Origin of the sequence: Pseudescherichia sp., from assembly GCF_032052675.1 — a bacterium.
Lineage (GTDB): Bacteria > Pseudomonadota > Gammaproteobacteria > Enterobacterales > Enterobacteriaceae > Pseudescherichia.
In genome coordinates this window covers 167,720-184,380 of the sequence record NZ_DAMBWA010000002.1, presented here as the reverse complement: position 1 = coordinate 184,380, position 16,661 = coordinate 167,720, and the positions used below count along the sequence as shown (strand labels likewise).

The window sequence follows — 16,661 nt, the reverse complement described above, 5'->3', positions numbered from 1 at the left end:
GCTAGCTTAATGATTTAGCTGAAGTTGGTAACCGGAGGTTATCTTTGCTGATTAAACTGAAAAGAACACGCTCGCACAATGAGGACCGCAAGCTGGCACTGTGGCTGGCCACTGCGGCAGGGCTGTTAAACGCCATCGCCCTTGGCGCTTTCGGCTTCTTCCCGTCCCATATGACCGGTAACACTTCACAGCTCTCCAGCGAAGTCTCCAATACGGACTTGCGGGACGTTCTATTCTTTAGCGCCATTATCACTGCCTTTGTCTGCGGGGCGGTGCTGGCCCGCATCATCGTGCTGTGGGGGATCGTGCATAACTGTCGGCTGATTTTCTGTCAGATCCTTTTTGCAGAAGGCCTCTTTCTGACAGGAATATCGCTGTATGAAATCTACTTTCATACATTCTCATCGAACCGGGAAATTATTGTCGTTCTTTGCGGGCTGATGGGTCTGCATAACTCGACATCCACGCAGCTCTCCGGTGGCCGGGTCAGATCGACACATATTACCGGTACGTTAACCGATGCGGGGATCTCGCTGGCGTCCGTGCTGGCAGCTATGCTGCGCCGGGATTTTTCCAAAGATAGCGCCGCGCAGAAAAGTCAGCTTAAGACCCATCTCACAACGATTTTCTCGTTTTTAACCGGCGGCATTGCGGGACTGTTCCTGTTCAGATTGTTTGGTTTTACAGCCATGTCGGCGGTTGGTGTAGTTTTAATGGCGATTGCTGCGCTATCGATTATAAGCGTTACCGTACGGGTTAGAAAAGCACGCACGGCTATGCGCGGCGTCTCTTAAATATTAATGGCTTCAGCTAATGAAGCCATGCTCTTTTTATTATGTAGCGGATAAAAAGGGCACATATCCTTTTTATCTCTTTGTCATTATCCTTCTATATTGAACCTGCCTATATCACATCCTAATGTGCCAAATATAACGATAAAAAATCATTGTTATACATTTATCGCCTATCTCTTTCATTTAATCAGATTTATTATAAATTTCTTACAAATCAATAGTTTAATAACAGCTAACTATCTAAAGGAGTAAATCATGAGTAGCACTACTCTCGCCACCGGTACGCCGGTGGTCAGCGTCAATGATAACCGTGGCGCAATAATTCGTGGTCTAAACTGGAATCATGAGCAGGTAAACGACCCGCTTCGATTACTGATTAACCACCACCTTATTAATGATGACAGCCGAGTTTTTGAAAGTCGCGATCCGCGTCTCTTTACCGCCTGGTCTGCTAACGACGCGACGCCAGCAAATCTGCGGAGCACACCCTCACTGACAGGTCAGGTTTTGCACCGTGAAAGCAGCGACAGTGGGGATCTGGTGACACTGTTTGACGCGGCAGGCCGTCCGGTGTGGCGCCGGGACGGGCGCGGCACGGTGCAGACCGTGGCGTACGATGCGCTGGGCCGCCCTTCATACGGCAGCGAGCAGCTGAGCGGAAGCGGTGACATCCGGGTCAGCTGGCGCAGCGGGTACGGCGACGCCGGTCCGGCGGATGACGGCTCGCAGGAGGACAACCTGCGGGGAGTCTGCGTGGCGCAGTATGATGATGGCGGCCTGGCGCAGGTGAACGCGGTGGCGCTGAGCGGGGCGGTGCTCAGCCAGACGCAGCGCTTTTTGTCTTCGGCAGAGGCGTTACCGGACTGGCAGGCGGATGCAGCAGCACTGCTGGAGGCAGATGTGTATACCACGGCCACTGCCGCCGATGCCCGGGGCATGGTGCTGAACCAGACGGATGCCATGAACCATGTGCAGGCCTGGCGGTATGACATCAGCGGCAATATCGGTTATCAGACGGTGACCCCGGCGGGCGGGGAGACGCAGACCCTGCTGACGGACGTGACATGGAGCGCGGCGGGTCAGGTGCTGACAGAGTCCGCCGGCAACGGCGTGACCACCGGGTACAGCTATGACCCGCAGACGCAGTGGCTGTCCGGTATTCTGGCAAAGGATGCGGATGGCCGCCGCCTGCAGGACCTGAGCTGGAAGTATGACTTCACCGGCAACGTCACCCTGCTGACCGACGGGTGCGTGGCGACAGGCTACTGGCGTAACCAGGCCACGGACGGCGTGCGTGATTATACCTATGACGCGCTGTACCAGCTGCTGAGCGCAGAGGGGCGCGAGAACGCGGGCAACACCGGCATGCAGTACAGCGCCCTGCCGGTAATGCCGGACGGCAGCCAGTATGTCAGCTACGCCCGCAGCTATGAGTATGACGACAGCGGTAACCTGAAAACGATGACGCACAGCGGGGCGGGAAGCTACACGCGCACCATGACCACAGCGGAGACCTCGAACCGCAGCGTGCAGCGGAACGACGGCGGCGCGCAGAGCCCGGATGAGGTGGCGAAGTGGTTTGACAGCAACGGCAACCTGCAGAAACTGCAGGCCGGAGCGTCCCAGACCGACCCGCTGGCCTGGGACGGCAGCAACAACCTGCAGTCGTTGACCCTGGTGAGCCGCGACCCGGACGTCACGCAGAACGACCGGGAGCTGTACCAGTACAGCGGCAGCCGGCGGGTGCGCAGACAGACCCGGACCCTGGCGAACGGCAGCAGCGGGCTGTGGAATGTGGCCGATGTCCGCTACCTGCCGGGGCTGGAGCTGCGCAGATGCTGGCAGGAGACCGCGGGCGAGGCGCCGCCTGCGGAGCCGACAGAGGAGCTGCACGTCATCACCGGCCAGGCGGGGCGGGCGGGTATCCGGGTGCTGCACTGGGAAGCAGGTAAACCGGATGCTATTGACAACAACCAGGTGCGCTGGAGCGTGGATGACAACACCGGCTCGCTGATGCTGGAGCTGGACGCCGGGGGCGGAATTATCAGCCGGGAGGAGTACTATCCCTTCGGCGGCACGGCGGTGTGGGCGGCGCGCAGCGAGGTGGAGGCCAGTTACAAGACCGTGCGCTACTCGGGCAAGGAGCGGGACGGCACCGGGCTGTACTACTACGGTCACCGCTACTACGCCCCGTGGCTGTGCCGCTGGGTGAGCGCCGACCCGGCAGGCGAGGTGGATGGGCTGAACCTGTTCCGGATGGTAAGTAATAACCCGGTTAGCCTGAAAGATATTGGTGGGATGGCTCCTGTCGGTGATAACAGTACAGCTGGAACGAGCTTTAAAGACAAGCTTGCAATGTTTCAACAAACAAACGGCAACTCAGGAGCGACATCAGGCCAATCGGTACGGCCCAGAGTCCCTCCGCGTCCAGTAAAAGCACCACCATCACCGCAACCTGCGGCTTTACCGGTCCAACAGCCAGCCGCCAAAGCTGCTGAACCGAGCGCGAGCGCCTCAGCTGCTCCGACAGGAAGTCTAAGAAGCCAGCCTAAATCGGCACAGGAAGTTTTTGAAAGATACGGGACCCGTTATCAACCTGATGACAGGGCATATCCCTTTGAAATGATGGAGGAAATAACGCAAAACAAACTTAATTACTCAAAAAAATCTTTATCGGCAAACAACCTTGAAAAACTAGCACGCATGAAATTTACGCTTCGGCATTATACGTCAGCCCCGGCGGGGCAGACGCCATCCTTCAATGAGATTGCCACCAATATGGACTTGGTGAAAAAAGGGGTGAAATCTCTTTCACGGTCAAGTGGCAGTAATACCAATGAAGATGACTGGCGCAGACTGGGTAATACCGGATTTTCGTTTTTCCTTCTGGCAATAGATGGAGAGGTAGCCAACAGAAAGTTTTTGGCTAATTCAACGCACTATGCAGAATTCAGTATTGACGATCTCATACAAGCGCTCGGTCCGGACACAGAGTTCTTTGCCAGCGCAGATCTGCTCCATGAGAAGAATCTCGCATCGGCCAAAGCAATAAGAGGTAAATTAGGTGATTTAAAATCACTGCTTGCAGCAGCGGCAGAAATTTCTCCGGTACAGCTTGGAATGCTGGATGCAAAAGCTCTGCTAAGTAAAATAGATGCAGCGTTTGGCAATACGCTTGAAATAAAAATTCCAGGGAATGTTAAATTAGCAGGCCCCTGGAACAAAGTTTAAACCCATAGCCTAACCGTTTACTGGAAGAGAATAGAGTACACCGCTAAAAGATGTTATGGCGGTGCGCTCTTAATAGCGGAATATTTGCTAATCGAACCATGTCGGCCGTTCTGACATGGCGATCTCCATGCTCACTTTTATCTGTTCAGGAACGATCCTGGTTAGCGACAGCTCCGGCAGCTCGTTAATGTCGAAAAAGCCAATATCGGTGGATTCGTGGCTTAATGCCAAACTACCGCCGGTTTCCTCGCACAGGAAGATAAGCTTGTAAACATGCCAGGGGTAGGGTGGATGGCCATGAAGATTGCGATCCCAAACGCCCAGCAGTTTTGTCACTTTTACGCTGAGCCCGGTCTCTTCTTTAACTTCCCGGCTCACGGCGACAGATGGCGTGTCGCCAACATCAGCCCAACCACCAGGCAGACTCCATAGACCATCGTCAGCTTCGCGAACCATCAGAATTTTGCCTTCGCGGAGGATAAACGCGCGAACGTCAGTTTTCGGCGTTGCGTAACCAACTTCAGAAACGTGATTCCATCTCTTAGCGTCAATGTCAAAGCGGGAGCCGATCAGCTCAACGGCCAGCTGCTGAAGAGTTTCATAGCGTTCACGATCGAAGACATCCTTTGCATAGGTGAGTCCAGTCTGGGCGAGAGCGTTTAGCTGCTGTGCGAGAACGGTGATATCAATAACTTTTTGATCGTTCGACATAGATCTTTCCTCTGGCTTGTCGTTATGGTCCGTCCGGGTAAAGACAAAGAAAAGAGATGATAGTCATGTTGGGCTAACGAAGAGAAGGGGAACAATGCTGATTCGAAAGAATTAACTGGGATGGGCTAAGCAGCCTGTGGGAACCCAATACGCAATTTAACATAATATACATTATGCGCACTGAGGTTATGGGGGCTCAATACTAATGTCTGTTTGTGGCTCAGTCTCTCCATATTCAGCCTGGTCGTGCGATGCATATGATAACTTTATCAAGAGTATTTATTTACTGAGGCAGATCACCTGTCCGGAACACTTACCATCCTGTAAATCCATAATGACCAGTGCGGCACGATCCTCTGGAGCCTGAGCAATACGTTCACCCTTTTCATTCCATGCGGCGCTTTTCCCGACCGGTTTCCAACCGCCTGACGGGCCACAGTAATTAGCCATCAGCGTAGGCATTGCATAACGTTTGGCGTAACTTTGCAGCAGACTTGCATCTTTATCATAGCCACCTGCGCTCAAAACTGAATTAAGATAAATGTCAGCCCCCATATGCACCGTTCGTTCTGCATGCATCGGTTGCCCTGCATCTGCACATATAGCCACACCGACATTAAAGTTGCGTACCGTAAAAACACACTCCGCTTCACCGGCTGAAAAGTAATCAGACTCTCCGGGGTGAAGATACATTTTTCGGTAATAGGAAATTGGCTGCTTCGAAGAAATTACACATGCGCCAATGGCTGGCTTGCGGCCTTTGACGTTCAAAGGTGCCCCCGCAATAATCACCATATCCTGTTTCTCAGCTAACCTTTGAAGAGGCCGGAGGCAGCTCTCATCGGCGAGAGCCAATTGTTCAGCCATCTCTGGTTCGTAACCTGTTAAAGAGAGTTCTGGAAAAAAGATGAGGTTAACGCCAGCCGATGCTGCTGACGCGATCAGTAATTCGTGATAGCGCATATTCTCTTCAATACAGCCGCGAACCGGAGCAAATTGTGCAGCTGCGATTTTTAACTTTCCTTGAATACTGCCCATACCTACGCCTTAATGTTGTTAAGATCATCATTTACCATACAAAAATAAACATCATGCGTCATCTTTCTAATACTTCATTCTACTGGATACGCTCTACCGCAGGATCCCGGCATCAATCGATGCGACATGCGTCTTGCCGCAGAACGCCATCGACAAATCGAACTCATTACGAATGATGTTGAGCGCCGTTGTGACACCCTCCTCCCCCAGCGCTCCTAGCCCATACAGCATACTGCGCCCGATATAGGTTCCTTTTGCGCCGAGCGCAATCGCCTTGAGCACATCCTGCCCGGAACGTATCCCGCCGTCGAAATGCACTTCAATGCGATCGCCTACCGCGGCGACAATCTCCGGCAGTACGGTAATCGATGACGATACGCCATCCAGCTGACGCCCGCCGTGATTGGAGACGATCAGCGCATCCGCGCCCGCCTCTACCGCCAGACGCGCATCGTCTGCGTCCATAATGCCTTTCACGACAAGCTTGCCGCCCCAGCGCTGCTTTATCCACTCAACATCCTGCCAGGAGAGCCGCGGGTCGAACTGCTGGGCCGTCCACTCCACCATCGCGTCGATATTATCAACCCCGCTGGCGTGGCCAATGATATTGCCGAAGTTACGGTTACGCGTGGCAAGCATACTGCGACACCAGCGCGGTTTGCCGGCAATATTAAGCAGGTTGCGCAGCGTCATTTTTGGCGGTGTCGACAGGCCATTCTTGATGTCTTTATGGCGCTGGCCAAACACCTGTAAGTCCATAGTGACAACCAACGCGCCGCAATTGGCGGATTTTGCACGGTCGATAAGGTTGGCAACGAACTGGCGATCGCGCATGACGTACAGCTGAAACCAGAATGGATGGTAATTCGTCGCCTGCGCCACCGCTTCAATCGAACAAATACTCATCGTGGAGAGCGTAAAAGGAATACCAAACTTTTTTGCCGCGCGCGCCGCAAGGATCTCACCGTCAGGATGGATCATGCCGGTTAAGCCGGTGGGCGCAATCGCCACCGGCATCGTAACGGCCTGCCCGAGCATCACGCTGGCGGTGCTGCGTCCGGCAATATCGACCGCCACGCGCTGGCGAAACTCAAGGCGGCGTAAATCGGTTTCGTTGGCGCGATAGCTATACTCAGTCCATGAGCCTGCATCCACATAATCGTAAAACATTTTTGGCACCCGCTTACGCGCCAGCTGCCGTAACTCTTCGATACAGGTTATGGTCATATTCGCTATCCAATAAAAAAGGGCTAAATAATGATTATTTAGCCGCTGATAATAATAAAAAAATGCAAAAAGCTATTACGATTTAACGTAATCGGTATAGGCGTTCTGCAACGCAATGTGATCGGCAATATATTTAGCGTCGTGCCATACACCGTAAATAAACGATGAGGCGCGGTTTACCAGGTTCGGCAGGCCGAGGAAATAGATGCCCCGCTCGGCGGAAATACCGCGTTTATGGAACGGCAACCCCTTTTCATCGAATGCATCGACCTGCAGCCAGCTGAAATCAAATTTAAAACCGGTCGCCCAGATAATTGTCGTAATGCCCGCTGCGGCAATATCCAGTTGCGTCAGCGGACTGAGCAGGCACGCCGGATCGGGCAACAGCTCCCAGGCCTGCGGCTCCGGCGGCAGATCCAGCCCGTTGCGCTCAATATAGGCATCAGCATCGCGTAGTACGTCGAAATAGGCTTTATCGCCCTCGGCGATATTCTCAGCCAGACCTTCGGCGAAGTGCAGCACGCCGTTATCCCAGCTTTTGGTAATGCCGACAAGCGTAATGCCCATATGCGCCAGGCGGCGGAAATCCACGGTTTTGCCGCCTTCATAGCCGCTCACCGCAAAGGCCACGTGCTCTTTCTTCGGCTTGATTTTAACTTCATCCCACAGGCCGAGCGCGCCGAGCCACCAGCAGTAATCACGGTCGCGATAAGCGCGCGGCGGACGGTAATGTTCCCCAACCGAGAGATAAACCTCACGCCCCGCTTTCCGCAGCTCTTCGGCGATTTGCGTACCGGATGCCCCTGCCCCCACCACCATCACGCCGCCTGCGGGCAACTGCTGCGGGTTTTTATAAACGGAAGAGTGGATCTGCTGCACCCCGGCGCTCTCTGGTACAATCTGCGGGAATGACGGCTTCTGGAACGGACCCGTTGCGGCAACCACGTTGTCGGCTTCGAATTCACCGGCTGAGGTCACCACTCTGAACCCGCTGCGCCCCGGCAGGCGCTCCACCTGATGGACCTCTACGCCGGTGCGTACTGGCGCGTTAAGCATCTTCACATAATCTTCGAAATACTGCGCCATGCGCTCTTTCGGCGGAAAGGCCTCCTGGGAAATATTGTCGAATCTAAGCGACGGGAAACGGTCATGCCAGGCGGGTCCGTTCGCCACCAGCGAATCCCAGCGCTCTGAGCGCCAGCGTTCAGCGATGCGGCTGCGCTCAAGAACAACATGCGGCACCCCCATCAGCGCCAGATGTTCACTCATGGCAATACCGGCTTGCCCAGCACCAACAATAACCGTATTAATTTTTTCTACTGACATAATACATCCCCAAAATTCACAATTTATTAATGCCTGGCGTCAACGTTTAATACTTTGCCAAGCCCTAAAAACTTATTGGCAATAATTAACAGCGTGGCGGTAACGGTAATATAAATGACCGACAGGGCCGCCAGCGTCGGGTCGGCGAATTCACGCACGTAGTTATACATCGCCACCGGCAAGGTCTGCGTCGCCTGGGTGGTAATAAACAACGATGCGGTAAATTCATTAAAGGAAAGAATGGCAGCAAACAGCCAGCCGCCGAACAGGCCCGGCAAAATCAGCGGTACGGTGATGGTCAATACGACGCGCAGCGGCGATGCGCCAAGGCTAGCCGCCGCCAGCTCAATACGCTGTTCGAGGTTTTTTAGTGATACATATACGCTGCGCAGCACGCTAGCCGCCGCCAGCTCAATACGCTGTTCGAGGTTTTTTAGTGATACATATACGCTGCGCAGCACAAACGGCAGCACCAGCACGACGTGGCAGAAGATCACCAGCGGATAGCCGCGTCCCAGGTTGAGCTGTGACACCAGCATTAACAGGCCCAGACCAATAGTGAAATGCGGGATAAACAGCGGCGACAGCAGAATGCCTTCCAGCACCTGCTTGCATGGGAATGAGTAGCGCTCAATGGCAATCGCCAGCGAGGCGCCCACGAGCACCGCCAGCGACGATGCCCATGCGGTGACAATCAGCCCGGACCAGAAGCCGTGACGAAAATCATCGTAACTCACCGCCCGTTCGAACCAGCGCAGCGACCAGCCTTTCGGCGGGAAGAACAGCACCGAGGTGCTGCTGAACGAGGAGATAAACACCACGACGGTCGGCAGCAGCACAAAGATAAGAATAGCGGCGACCAGCAGGCGGCCCGTCAGCGTCATCAGTTTATCGTTCATCGAACGGGTCATATTAGTGCTCTCCCATCGCGTGCAGGAATCGGGTCATGCGTTTCAGCGCCATCAGTAACAGGATGGTCAGGATCAAACCGGCAATGCTTAACGCGGCGGCAAACGGGAAGTTCATCGACGAGAAGCCCAGCTGATAGACCAGGGTCGCCACGGTGCTAACGCGTCCGCCGCCAATCAGTTGCGGCGTGGCGAAGGCGCTAAAGGTCCAGGCGAACGCGGTGGTCAGGCTGGAGACAATGCCTGGGATCGAGAGCGGAATGGTCACTGTCAGCAAGGTGCGGAGCGGGCCTGCCCCGAGGCTGGTGGCGGCTTTCTCATAATCGGGGTTAATGTGTGACAGTGCGGTGGCCAGCATCAGCACCATGATCGGCATAGTGACGTGCACCAGCGCCACCACCACGCCAGTTTGCGTAAACATAAACTGAATGGGTGTTGAGATGACGCCCATCGCCAGCAACAGGCTATTCAGGAAGCCACTGTTGCCCAACACGATGATCCATGAATAGGTGCGCACCACTTCGCCGAGAAACAGCGGCGTAATCGCGATAATCAGAATGGTGGATTTGATCCACGTAGTGCGGGTGCGCACCAGTGCGTACGCCAGCGGATAACTCATCAGCAGGCCAAAAATGGCGGTTTTGGCGCTAAGCATGACGGTGTTGATAAAGGCATCGGCATAGATGCTTTTAAACAGGCCGTTAAAGTTTGCCAGCGTAAACCCACCCACGTCGAGCGAACCGGGAATATAGGCGCGTACGCTATATTGCATCACCGCGAACATCGCGATAACCAGCCCAAACGCGGTCAGCGTGGCGGGAATAATGAACCAGGGTAAAAATGTCGGTTTTCTCGTCATAGACGTTGCTGCCTGAGTAGTATGTTGCCGGTAGAAACGGGGCGGCCCGCAAGCCGCCAGGTCAATCAATGAGACATGATGTTTTCAGAGAACCACTGACGCCACTCTGCGGTCTTCTCGGCACGGAGTTGCGGATCGGTATTGATGGTGGCATTCCACTGCTCGGGCGTGGTTAACATGCCCGGTAGCTTCGCCAGCTCTGGGTCAATATGGGCGTTCGTCACCGTTGGGCTACCGTGATAAATCTTCGCCACCTGCTGCTGGATCTCCGGCTTCAGGGCGATATTAATGAACTTATAGGCGAGGTCGGCCTTGCGGGTGCCTTTGTTAATGCCAACGGTATCAACGCCCAGAACCGCGCCCTCTTTCGGCATCACCAGCTTGATGTTCACCCCTTCGGCAATCATGTGGTAGGCGTTCATCGACAGCATCACCTGCACAGGCGTTTCGCCGGTGGAGATCAGTTGCTGGCTATTGGCATCATCGGTATAGAAGGATTTGATGTTCGGGATAAGCGCTTTCAGCTTCGCCTGGCCCTGCTCCCAGTGCGCCGCATCGGTGCCGGAGAGTTTGGCGGAAACCGCAATGATATGGCTCGGATCCCAGTCAGGCAGCGCCAGCGTCCCTTTAAGCTCAGGCTTCCACAGATCGTTCCAGCTCTCAAAGGTTTCGCCTTTCGCCACCAGATCCGGTCGATAGCCGATGGTGTAAACGTAGCCCCACACGCCGAGGTGATAAGGGCTGACTTTCGCCTGCTGCACCAGGTTCGCCGCGTTCGGGATTTTGCTCATATCGAGTTGTTCAAACAGGCCGGAGTTGGCGTACAGATAGCCCACATGCGCCGTCGTAAAGGTCACGTCCGTTTCCGGCGAGCCGCCCGCCAGTTTGGCTTTGTTCAGACGATCAATGGTGCCGCCCGTGACAAACTGCACTTCCACGCCGGTCTCTTTGGTAAATTCTTTGGCGATGGTCTCATCAATCAGATCTTTAAAACCGCCGCCCCACGTGCTGACAATCAGCTTGTCAGCGGCCATCGCATGACCTGCGGTCAACACGCTCGTGGTCAACAACGTTAAGGCACAAATCTTACGCAACATATTCTCATCCCCAATGCATGAAATGGCTGTGGTAGCAATCTGAAACCCGGCGCGCCAACGCGGTGCGAACGGTGTTCCCTGGTGTGAAATCACTATGCCGATACGAGATGATTCGGTAAAACAGCCTTTTCCTCCTCTTTGCGTCAGAATTTCTGACGCAAAAAAATGACCCTGTTTTGGCATGAGAAATGCAAGAAACCTGCACTATTAGAATGACTGGCGCCACATGAGGGCGTCAGCGATCTCAGGAGAACCTGCATGCTCAGTCGCATTACCCAGCGTCAGCTGGAATATTTTGTCGCTTCCGGAGAGGCGGGCAGCATCATCGGCGCATCGGAACGTATCCACGTCTCATCCCCGTCGATCTCTGCCGCTATTACCCACATTGAATCTGAACTGGGCGTACAGCTGTTCGTGCGGCATCACGCTCAGGGCGTATCGCTGACCGCCATCGGCCATCAGGTTCTGAAAGAGGCGAAGCTCATTCTGGAGCAGATGATGAACCTCTATACCATTGCGTCGGAATCCATGAACAATGTGCGCGGCCCGCTGCGCGTAGGCTGTCTGGATACGCTGGCACCCATGCTGACGCCGGAACTGGTGTTCGGCTTTGGCCGGGCGTTTCCGGGCGTGCGCATTACGCTCGTGGAAGGCCACCATGAACAGCTGCTGAAACAGTTGCGCGCTGCCGATATCGACATCGCTCTGACTTACGATTTAGTGCCCGCTAACGACATCGCATTCACTTCGCTGGCGCAGCTGCCGCCGTATGTGATGGTGGGTGAACATCATCCGCTGGCGACGCAGTCGGCGGTGACGATTCAGGATCTGGCGACAATGCCAATGGTTCTGCTGGATATGCCGTGGAGCCGCGAATATTTCCTGGGGCTGTTTAGCGAGGCGGGCGTCACGCCGAACGTGGTCATGCGCTCCGGCAACATGGAAGTGGTACGCGCAATGGTGGCCAACGGCGTGGGGTTTGGTATCGCTAACGTGCGGCCGAAAGCGCATCTCTCGCAGGATGGCAAACGCCTGATTCGCGTGCGGCTGGCGGGGGTGAACAGACCGATGCAGCTGGGTTACGCCACCGTGGCCCATACGCAGCACTCTATGGTGGTGAACGCGTTCGCCGAGCGCTGCCGCATGTTTATCTCCGACCAGTACATCCCTGGCATGGCGGCGCCCAGCTATTTCGACCCGCAGGTGGTGCGGGTGGCGTGACGCCGTCACATTTCGTCCCGGCGCGGTTATAAATATTAATACCCGCGCGCCGGGAACACTTGATTGGTTACCGGCTCGCCGCGTGCGGCGCGCTGAATGTTCTCTGCGACCTGCTGCGCGGCGCTGGCGGGAATGGCGACAGACGCCAGATGCGGCGTGATCAGCACATTTTCCATGCACCACAGCGGATCGCCCGGCGGCAGCGGTTCGAGGTCAAATACATCCAGCGTGGCTTCCGCAATCCGCCCGGCGCGTAACGCGTCCGTCAGCGCCGCCTGGTCGACAATCGCGCCGCGCGATACATTGATGAACGCCGCGCCGGGCGGCAGGCACGCCAGTCGTTCTGCGCTAAGCAGGCCAGCCGTGTGCGGCGTGAGTGGCAGCATGACTACCAAAATGTCGCTCTGGCCAAGAAAATCATTCAGCGACTCCGGGCCGCTGCTACAGCGAACACCCACAATCGCTTTTTGCGAACGCGACCAGCCGCGCACGTCAAAACCCTGTCGCGCCAGCTCCTGCGCCGCATACCCGCCCAACTCCCCCAGTCCCAGCACGCCGACACGGACGCTGGAGGGGGTGCGCGGATGCAAATAGTGCCAGCGCTGCTCCCGCTGCGCGCGCTCAAACGCCGGAATATCGCGCGCGTAGCGCAGCACCGCAAAAAGCACATAACCGGCCATCATGCGCGCCATATCAGGATCGGACAGGCGAATGATCGGGATATCCGGCAGATCGTCACGCCCGACCAGGGAGTCGACGCCCGCGCCAAGATTCACCAGCAGCCTCAGATTGCGGTATGGCGCAAAGAAACCACGCGGCGGTTGCCATGCCAGCGCATAGTGCACGTCGTCAGGTTTTTGCACCGTTTCGGCGCGGCAAATCGTCACGCCGGGCAAATAGGGTGCAAGTAAAGCTGACCACTCGTCGAAGCTGTCGAATTCGCTGTAAAATACAAGGCTGCTCATGCGATGCGCGCCTCCATCAGGTTGACTACCGCATCAATCGCCAGTTCGTAACCCAACGCGCCAAGCCCGGCGATCACGCCGGTTGCCGCTTTCGATACCAGGGAGCGGTGACGGAACGGTTCGCGCTTCCAGATGTTGCTCATATGCGCTTCGACGATCGGGCCGTCAAACGTCAGCAGTGCATCAAGGATCGGCACGGACGTATAGGTCAACCCCGCCGCGTTGATAATCAATCCCGCCGCGTTCTGTCGCGCCTCCTGAATCCAGTCGACCAGCACGCCTTCATGGTTGCTCTGGCGAAAATGCACTATGACCCCGTGCGATTCGGCGCGACGCTGACAGCGCTCGCCAATGCTGACAAAACTTTCGCTGCCGTAGGTGCCGTTTTTATCCAGCCCATACAAATTGGCGTTCGGCCCGTTGAGAAAATAGATCTGCTGTGACATGCAAACTCCTGATTAAACGTACGGACGTGTAGCGACCATAGCCGGATGCGCATCGAAAACGGCGAACCATGCGGCAGTCAGTGGGTGACCGGCGCGCCAGTTAAGTTCGGCAAAGCGGAAGTCGAGATAACCCAGCGCACAACCGATGGCAATCAGCCCGATATCGTGGGGTTGTTCGCTAAAACCGCTGGCCTGACGTTCAATTTCCGCCAGTGCGGCGGCGACCTTTTTCAGTTGCGCGTCGGCCCAGCTCCGCCACTGTTTCTCAGGCGGGCGAGCGCTGAATTCATAGCGCGCCAGCAACGCCGCATCGATAATGCCATCGCCCAATGCCTGGTGCGCAAGGCTCCGCCAGCGCAGATCCCCCTCTTGCGGGAATAAACCGCCCTGCGCGCGCGCGTTGAGGTATTCACAAATGACCCGGCTGTCGTAGAGAGAGATCCCGCTTTCGGTACGTAGCGCCGGGACTTTCGCCAGCGGATTAAACGTGGCGATACGTTCGTCACGCTCAATGGGATGCGCAGCGGAATCCAGCCGTTGGATCTCCTCAGCAAGACCCAATACCGTCGCGCACACCATCACTTTACGGACGTAAGCGGACGTCGCGGCGAAATAGAGTTGCATCATGACGCCACCTCCAGCAGCACTTTGCCGATGTTGGCGTTGGCCTCCAGAATGCGATGCGCGTCTGCGGCCTGCGCTAACGGCACGGTGTGATAAACAACTGGCGCGATTTTGCCGGCGGCAATGAGCGGCAAGAGATGTTTGCTGATGCACTGCGCCAGCCGCGCTTTCTCAGCGGCGCTCTTTGGACGCAGCGTTGATGAGGTCAGGAGCAGCCCCTTACGCATCACCTGTTGCAGGTCGAGCTCAATCTTCGCGCCCTGCATAAACGACAGGCTGACATGGCGTCCGCCCGATGCTAACACGCTCAGGTTGCGCGCAACGTACTCGCCGCCAACGTTATCCAGCACCACATCCACGCCGCGCCCCTGGGTTTCCTCAAGGATTACCGCGACGAAATCTTCGCTATGTCGGTCAATGGCGCGCCAGACGCCGAGCTGTCGCAGCGCAGCTACCTTTTCAGCGCCGCCCGCCGTCGCCACAACCCGCGCCCCGCATGCCTGGGCGCACTGAATGGCGAACGTCCCCACCCCGCTGGCCGCGCCGTGGATCAGCACGGTTTCGCCTGGCTGCAAACGGCCCAGTTCAAACAGGTTATGCCATACGGTAAAGGCCGCTTCCGGCACGCCTGCCGCCTGGGCGAGCGGCAGGTTTTCCGGCACGGATAAACAGAGTTCGGCGCGCGCCACGCAATACCCGGCATAGCCCCCGCCGTTGAGCAGCGCCATGACCGGCGCGCCAGGCATGAGAGCGTCAACGCCCTCTCCCAGCGCCGCAACGGTGCCAGAGACTTCCAGCCCCAGCACATCGGTGACGCCCGGCGGCAACGGCATGCCGTTGCGCTGTAAGATATCGGGACGGTTCACGCCCGCACTGGCGACACGAATCAATACCTCGCCTGGGCCAGGCTGCGGCACGTTACGCTCTACCTGGGCTAACACCTCAGGGCCGCCCGGCTGGCGGGGGACGATCGCGTTCATCACTTCAGGTATCATCATCCCTGTTTCTCCGCGCTAAATGCGCATACGCCTTCATCATCAACGCTCACGCCCACCAGGCTGCCGACGGGCCAGCGCGTCAGTGAATTCAACCCGGACTGGCGTGCAAACAGCGAGGCGCTGCCAAGCGCCGGGACATCGAGATGCACATCCACATGATCGCCCTGAAAGACATGAGCGATCACCGTGGCGCTGAACAGCGAATGCGGACCAAGCGGTGCCAGCTGCAGGTTTTCCGGACGCACGTAGACATCAAGGCGTTCGCCCATCGTGGCGTGCACGCGTTCCGCTGGCAGGCGCAGCCTGTTGCCGCCCATCTCCAGCATCGCCATGCCGTCGCGACCGGCATAACGCCCCGGAAGAATATTTACATCGCCCACAAAACCGGCGACAAAGGGATCCTGCGGACGACGATAGATCTCATCCGGCGTGCCAATCTGGCGCACATGTCCTGCCGACATCACCACCACGCGGTCGCTCATGCTCAGCGCTTCCCCCTGATCGTGAGTCACAAACACCGTGGTGACGCCAAGTTTGCGTTGAATCGCCTTCAGTTCAACCTGCATCGACAGACGCAGGTTTTTATCCAGCGCCGAGAAAGGCTCATCCAGCAGCAGTACTTTGGGACGAATGACCAGCGCTCGCGCCAGCGCCACACGCTGCTGCTGCCCCCCTGAGAGCTCACGCGGCTTGCGATGGCCGTAACCAGACAGCTTCACCAGCGCCAGCGCCTGCTCAACGCGCTCTGCGATGTCGGCTTTTGGCACACCGCGCATACGCAGGCCGTAGCCGACATTTTTCTCCACCGTCATATGCGGAAACAGGGCGTAGTTCTGAAACACAATGCCGATCTCTCGCTGGTACGGCGGTATCTCGGTAACCAGATCGCCATCAATAAAGATTTCGCCGCCATCCGCCTCGGCGAAACCCGCCATCAGGTTCAGCAGCGTGGTTTTGCCGCAGCCGGAGGGACCGAGCAGCGTAATAAATTCCCCTTCTTCTATCGTCAGGGAAATTTTGTGTAGGGCGATGGCGTCACCAAAGCGTTTCAGTACGCCGTCAAGCTGTACGGCGACATTGGATTTGTTGGCGACGGGATGCAGCGTTTCGGGCTGCGGGAATGTGGTGACTTCTGCGCTTACCATGAACTCTCCAGAAACGGGCTATCAAATGCGTGTCACCAGCATACGGGTAAAGCGCGCATCACGCGGTTAGT

15 protein-coding genes are annotated in these 16,661 nt (G+C 56.4%); 3 read left to right on the top strand and 12 right to left on the bottom strand.

From position 1 onward, the window contains the following. Nucleotides 1–44: 44 nt before the first annotated feature. The gene (locus tag RTX96_RS03430; protein WP_103820258.1) at nt 45–794 is read left to right on the top strand and encodes a YoaK family protein; all 750 of its coding nucleotides are present in this window, start codon (nt 45–47) and stop codon (nt 792–794) included. A gap of 255 nt (nt 795–1,049) precedes the next feature. Continuing rightward, nucleotides 1,050–4,025, top strand: a complete 2,976-nt coding sequence (locus RTX96_RS03425; protein WP_312670140.1) for an RHS repeat-associated core domain-containing protein — start codon at nt 1,050–1,052, stop codon at nt 4,023–4,025. Between the two features lie 87 nt (nt 4,026–4,112). Here the strand turns inward: RTX96_RS03425 and RTX96_RS03420 are convergent, their stop codons facing one another. The 7 genes from RTX96_RS03420 to RTX96_RS03390 form a co-directional block, all read right to left on the bottom strand. Further along, nucleotides 4,113–4,736, bottom strand: a complete 624-nt coding sequence (locus RTX96_RS03420; RefSeq protein ID WP_312670139.1) for an NUDIX hydrolase — start codon at nt 4,734–4,736, stop codon at nt 4,113–4,115. A 279-nt stretch (nt 4,737–5,015) separates the two neighbouring features. Beyond that, nucleotides 5,016–5,774 (bottom strand): carbon-nitrogen hydrolase family protein, encoded by a 759-nt coding sequence (locus RTX96_RS03415; RefSeq protein ID WP_312670138.1) that lies wholly within the window; start codon nt 5,772–5,774, stop codon nt 5,016–5,018. A 93-nt stretch (nt 5,775–5,867) separates the two neighbouring features. After that, the gene (locus RTX96_RS03410; RefSeq protein WP_312670137.1) at nt 5,868–7,001 is read right to left on the bottom strand and encodes an alpha-hydroxy acid oxidase; all 1,134 of its coding nucleotides are present in this window, start codon (nt 6,999–7,001) and stop codon (nt 5,868–5,870) included. Nucleotides 7,002–7,076: 75 nt separating this feature from the next. Then, nucleotides 7,077–8,327 (bottom strand): NAD(P)/FAD-dependent oxidoreductase, encoded by a 1,251-nt coding sequence (locus RTX96_RS03405; protein WP_312670136.1) that lies wholly within the window; start codon nt 8,325–8,327, stop codon nt 7,077–7,079. Nucleotides 8,328–8,353: 26 nt separating this feature from the next. Continuing rightward, nucleotides 8,354–9,238, bottom strand: coding sequence for an ABC transporter permease (locus RTX96_RS03400; protein WP_312670135.1), 885 nt, complete (start codon nt 9,236–9,238; stop codon nt 8,354–8,356). 1 nt (nt 9,239) lies between these two features. After that, nucleotides 9,240–10,094 carry an ABC transporter permease gene (locus RTX96_RS03395; RefSeq protein ID WP_103821029.1) on the bottom strand — a complete coding sequence of 285 codons (855 nt, stop codon included), beginning with the start codon at nt 10,092–10,094 and terminating at the stop codon, nt 9,240–9,242. A gap of 65 nt (nt 10,095–10,159) precedes the next feature. Further along, entirely contained in the window at nt 10,160–11,191 is a 1,032-nt protein-coding gene (locus tag RTX96_RS03390) for an ABC transporter substrate-binding protein (protein WP_103821028.1), read from the bottom strand. A gap of 258 nt (nt 11,192–11,449) precedes the next feature. Here RTX96_RS03390 and RTX96_RS03385 point away from each other — a divergent pair, with 258 nt between their 5' ends. Then, nucleotides 11,450–12,412: a LysR family transcriptional regulator gene (locus RTX96_RS03385; RefSeq protein WP_103821027.1), complete on the top strand. Its 963-nt coding sequence runs from the start codon at nt 11,450–11,452 to the stop codon at nt 12,410–12,412. A gap of 35 nt (nt 12,413–12,447) precedes the next feature. Here RTX96_RS03385 and RTX96_RS03380 read toward each other — a convergent pair whose 3' ends face one another. The 5 genes from RTX96_RS03380 to RTX96_RS03360 are packed head-to-tail and all read right to left on the bottom strand — an operon-like array spanning nt 12,448 to nt 16,590. Next, a complete protein-coding gene (locus RTX96_RS03380; protein WP_312670134.1) occupies nt 12,448–13,377 on the bottom strand; it encodes a glyoxylate/hydroxypyruvate reductase A in 930 nt (309 codons plus the stop codon). Further along, nucleotides 13,374–13,823: a type II 3-dehydroquinate dehydratase gene (locus tag RTX96_RS03375; protein WP_103821025.1), complete on the bottom strand. Its 450-nt coding sequence runs from the start codon at nt 13,821–13,823 to the stop codon at nt 13,374–13,376. Before RTX96_RS03375 ends, RTX96_RS03380 begins: the two co-directional genes overlap by 4 nt. 12 nt (nt 13,824–13,835) lie before the next feature. Beyond that, nucleotides 13,836–14,450: a glutathione S-transferase N-terminal domain-containing protein gene (locus RTX96_RS03370; protein ID WP_312670133.1), complete on the bottom strand. Its 615-nt coding sequence runs from the start codon at nt 14,448–14,450 to the stop codon at nt 13,836–13,838. Next, entirely contained in the window at nt 14,447–15,445 is a 999-nt protein-coding gene (locus RTX96_RS03365) for an NAD(P)H-quinone oxidoreductase (protein WP_312670132.1), read from the bottom strand. Before RTX96_RS03365 ends, RTX96_RS03370 begins: the two co-directional genes overlap by 4 nt. Then, the gene (locus RTX96_RS03360) at nt 15,442–16,590 is read right to left on the bottom strand and encodes an ABC transporter ATP-binding protein (RefSeq protein WP_312670131.1); all 1,149 of its coding nucleotides are present in this window, start codon (nt 16,588–16,590) and stop codon (nt 15,442–15,444) included. Before RTX96_RS03360 ends, RTX96_RS03365 begins: the two co-directional genes overlap by 4 nt. Nucleotides 16,591–16,661: the final 71 nt, after the last annotated feature.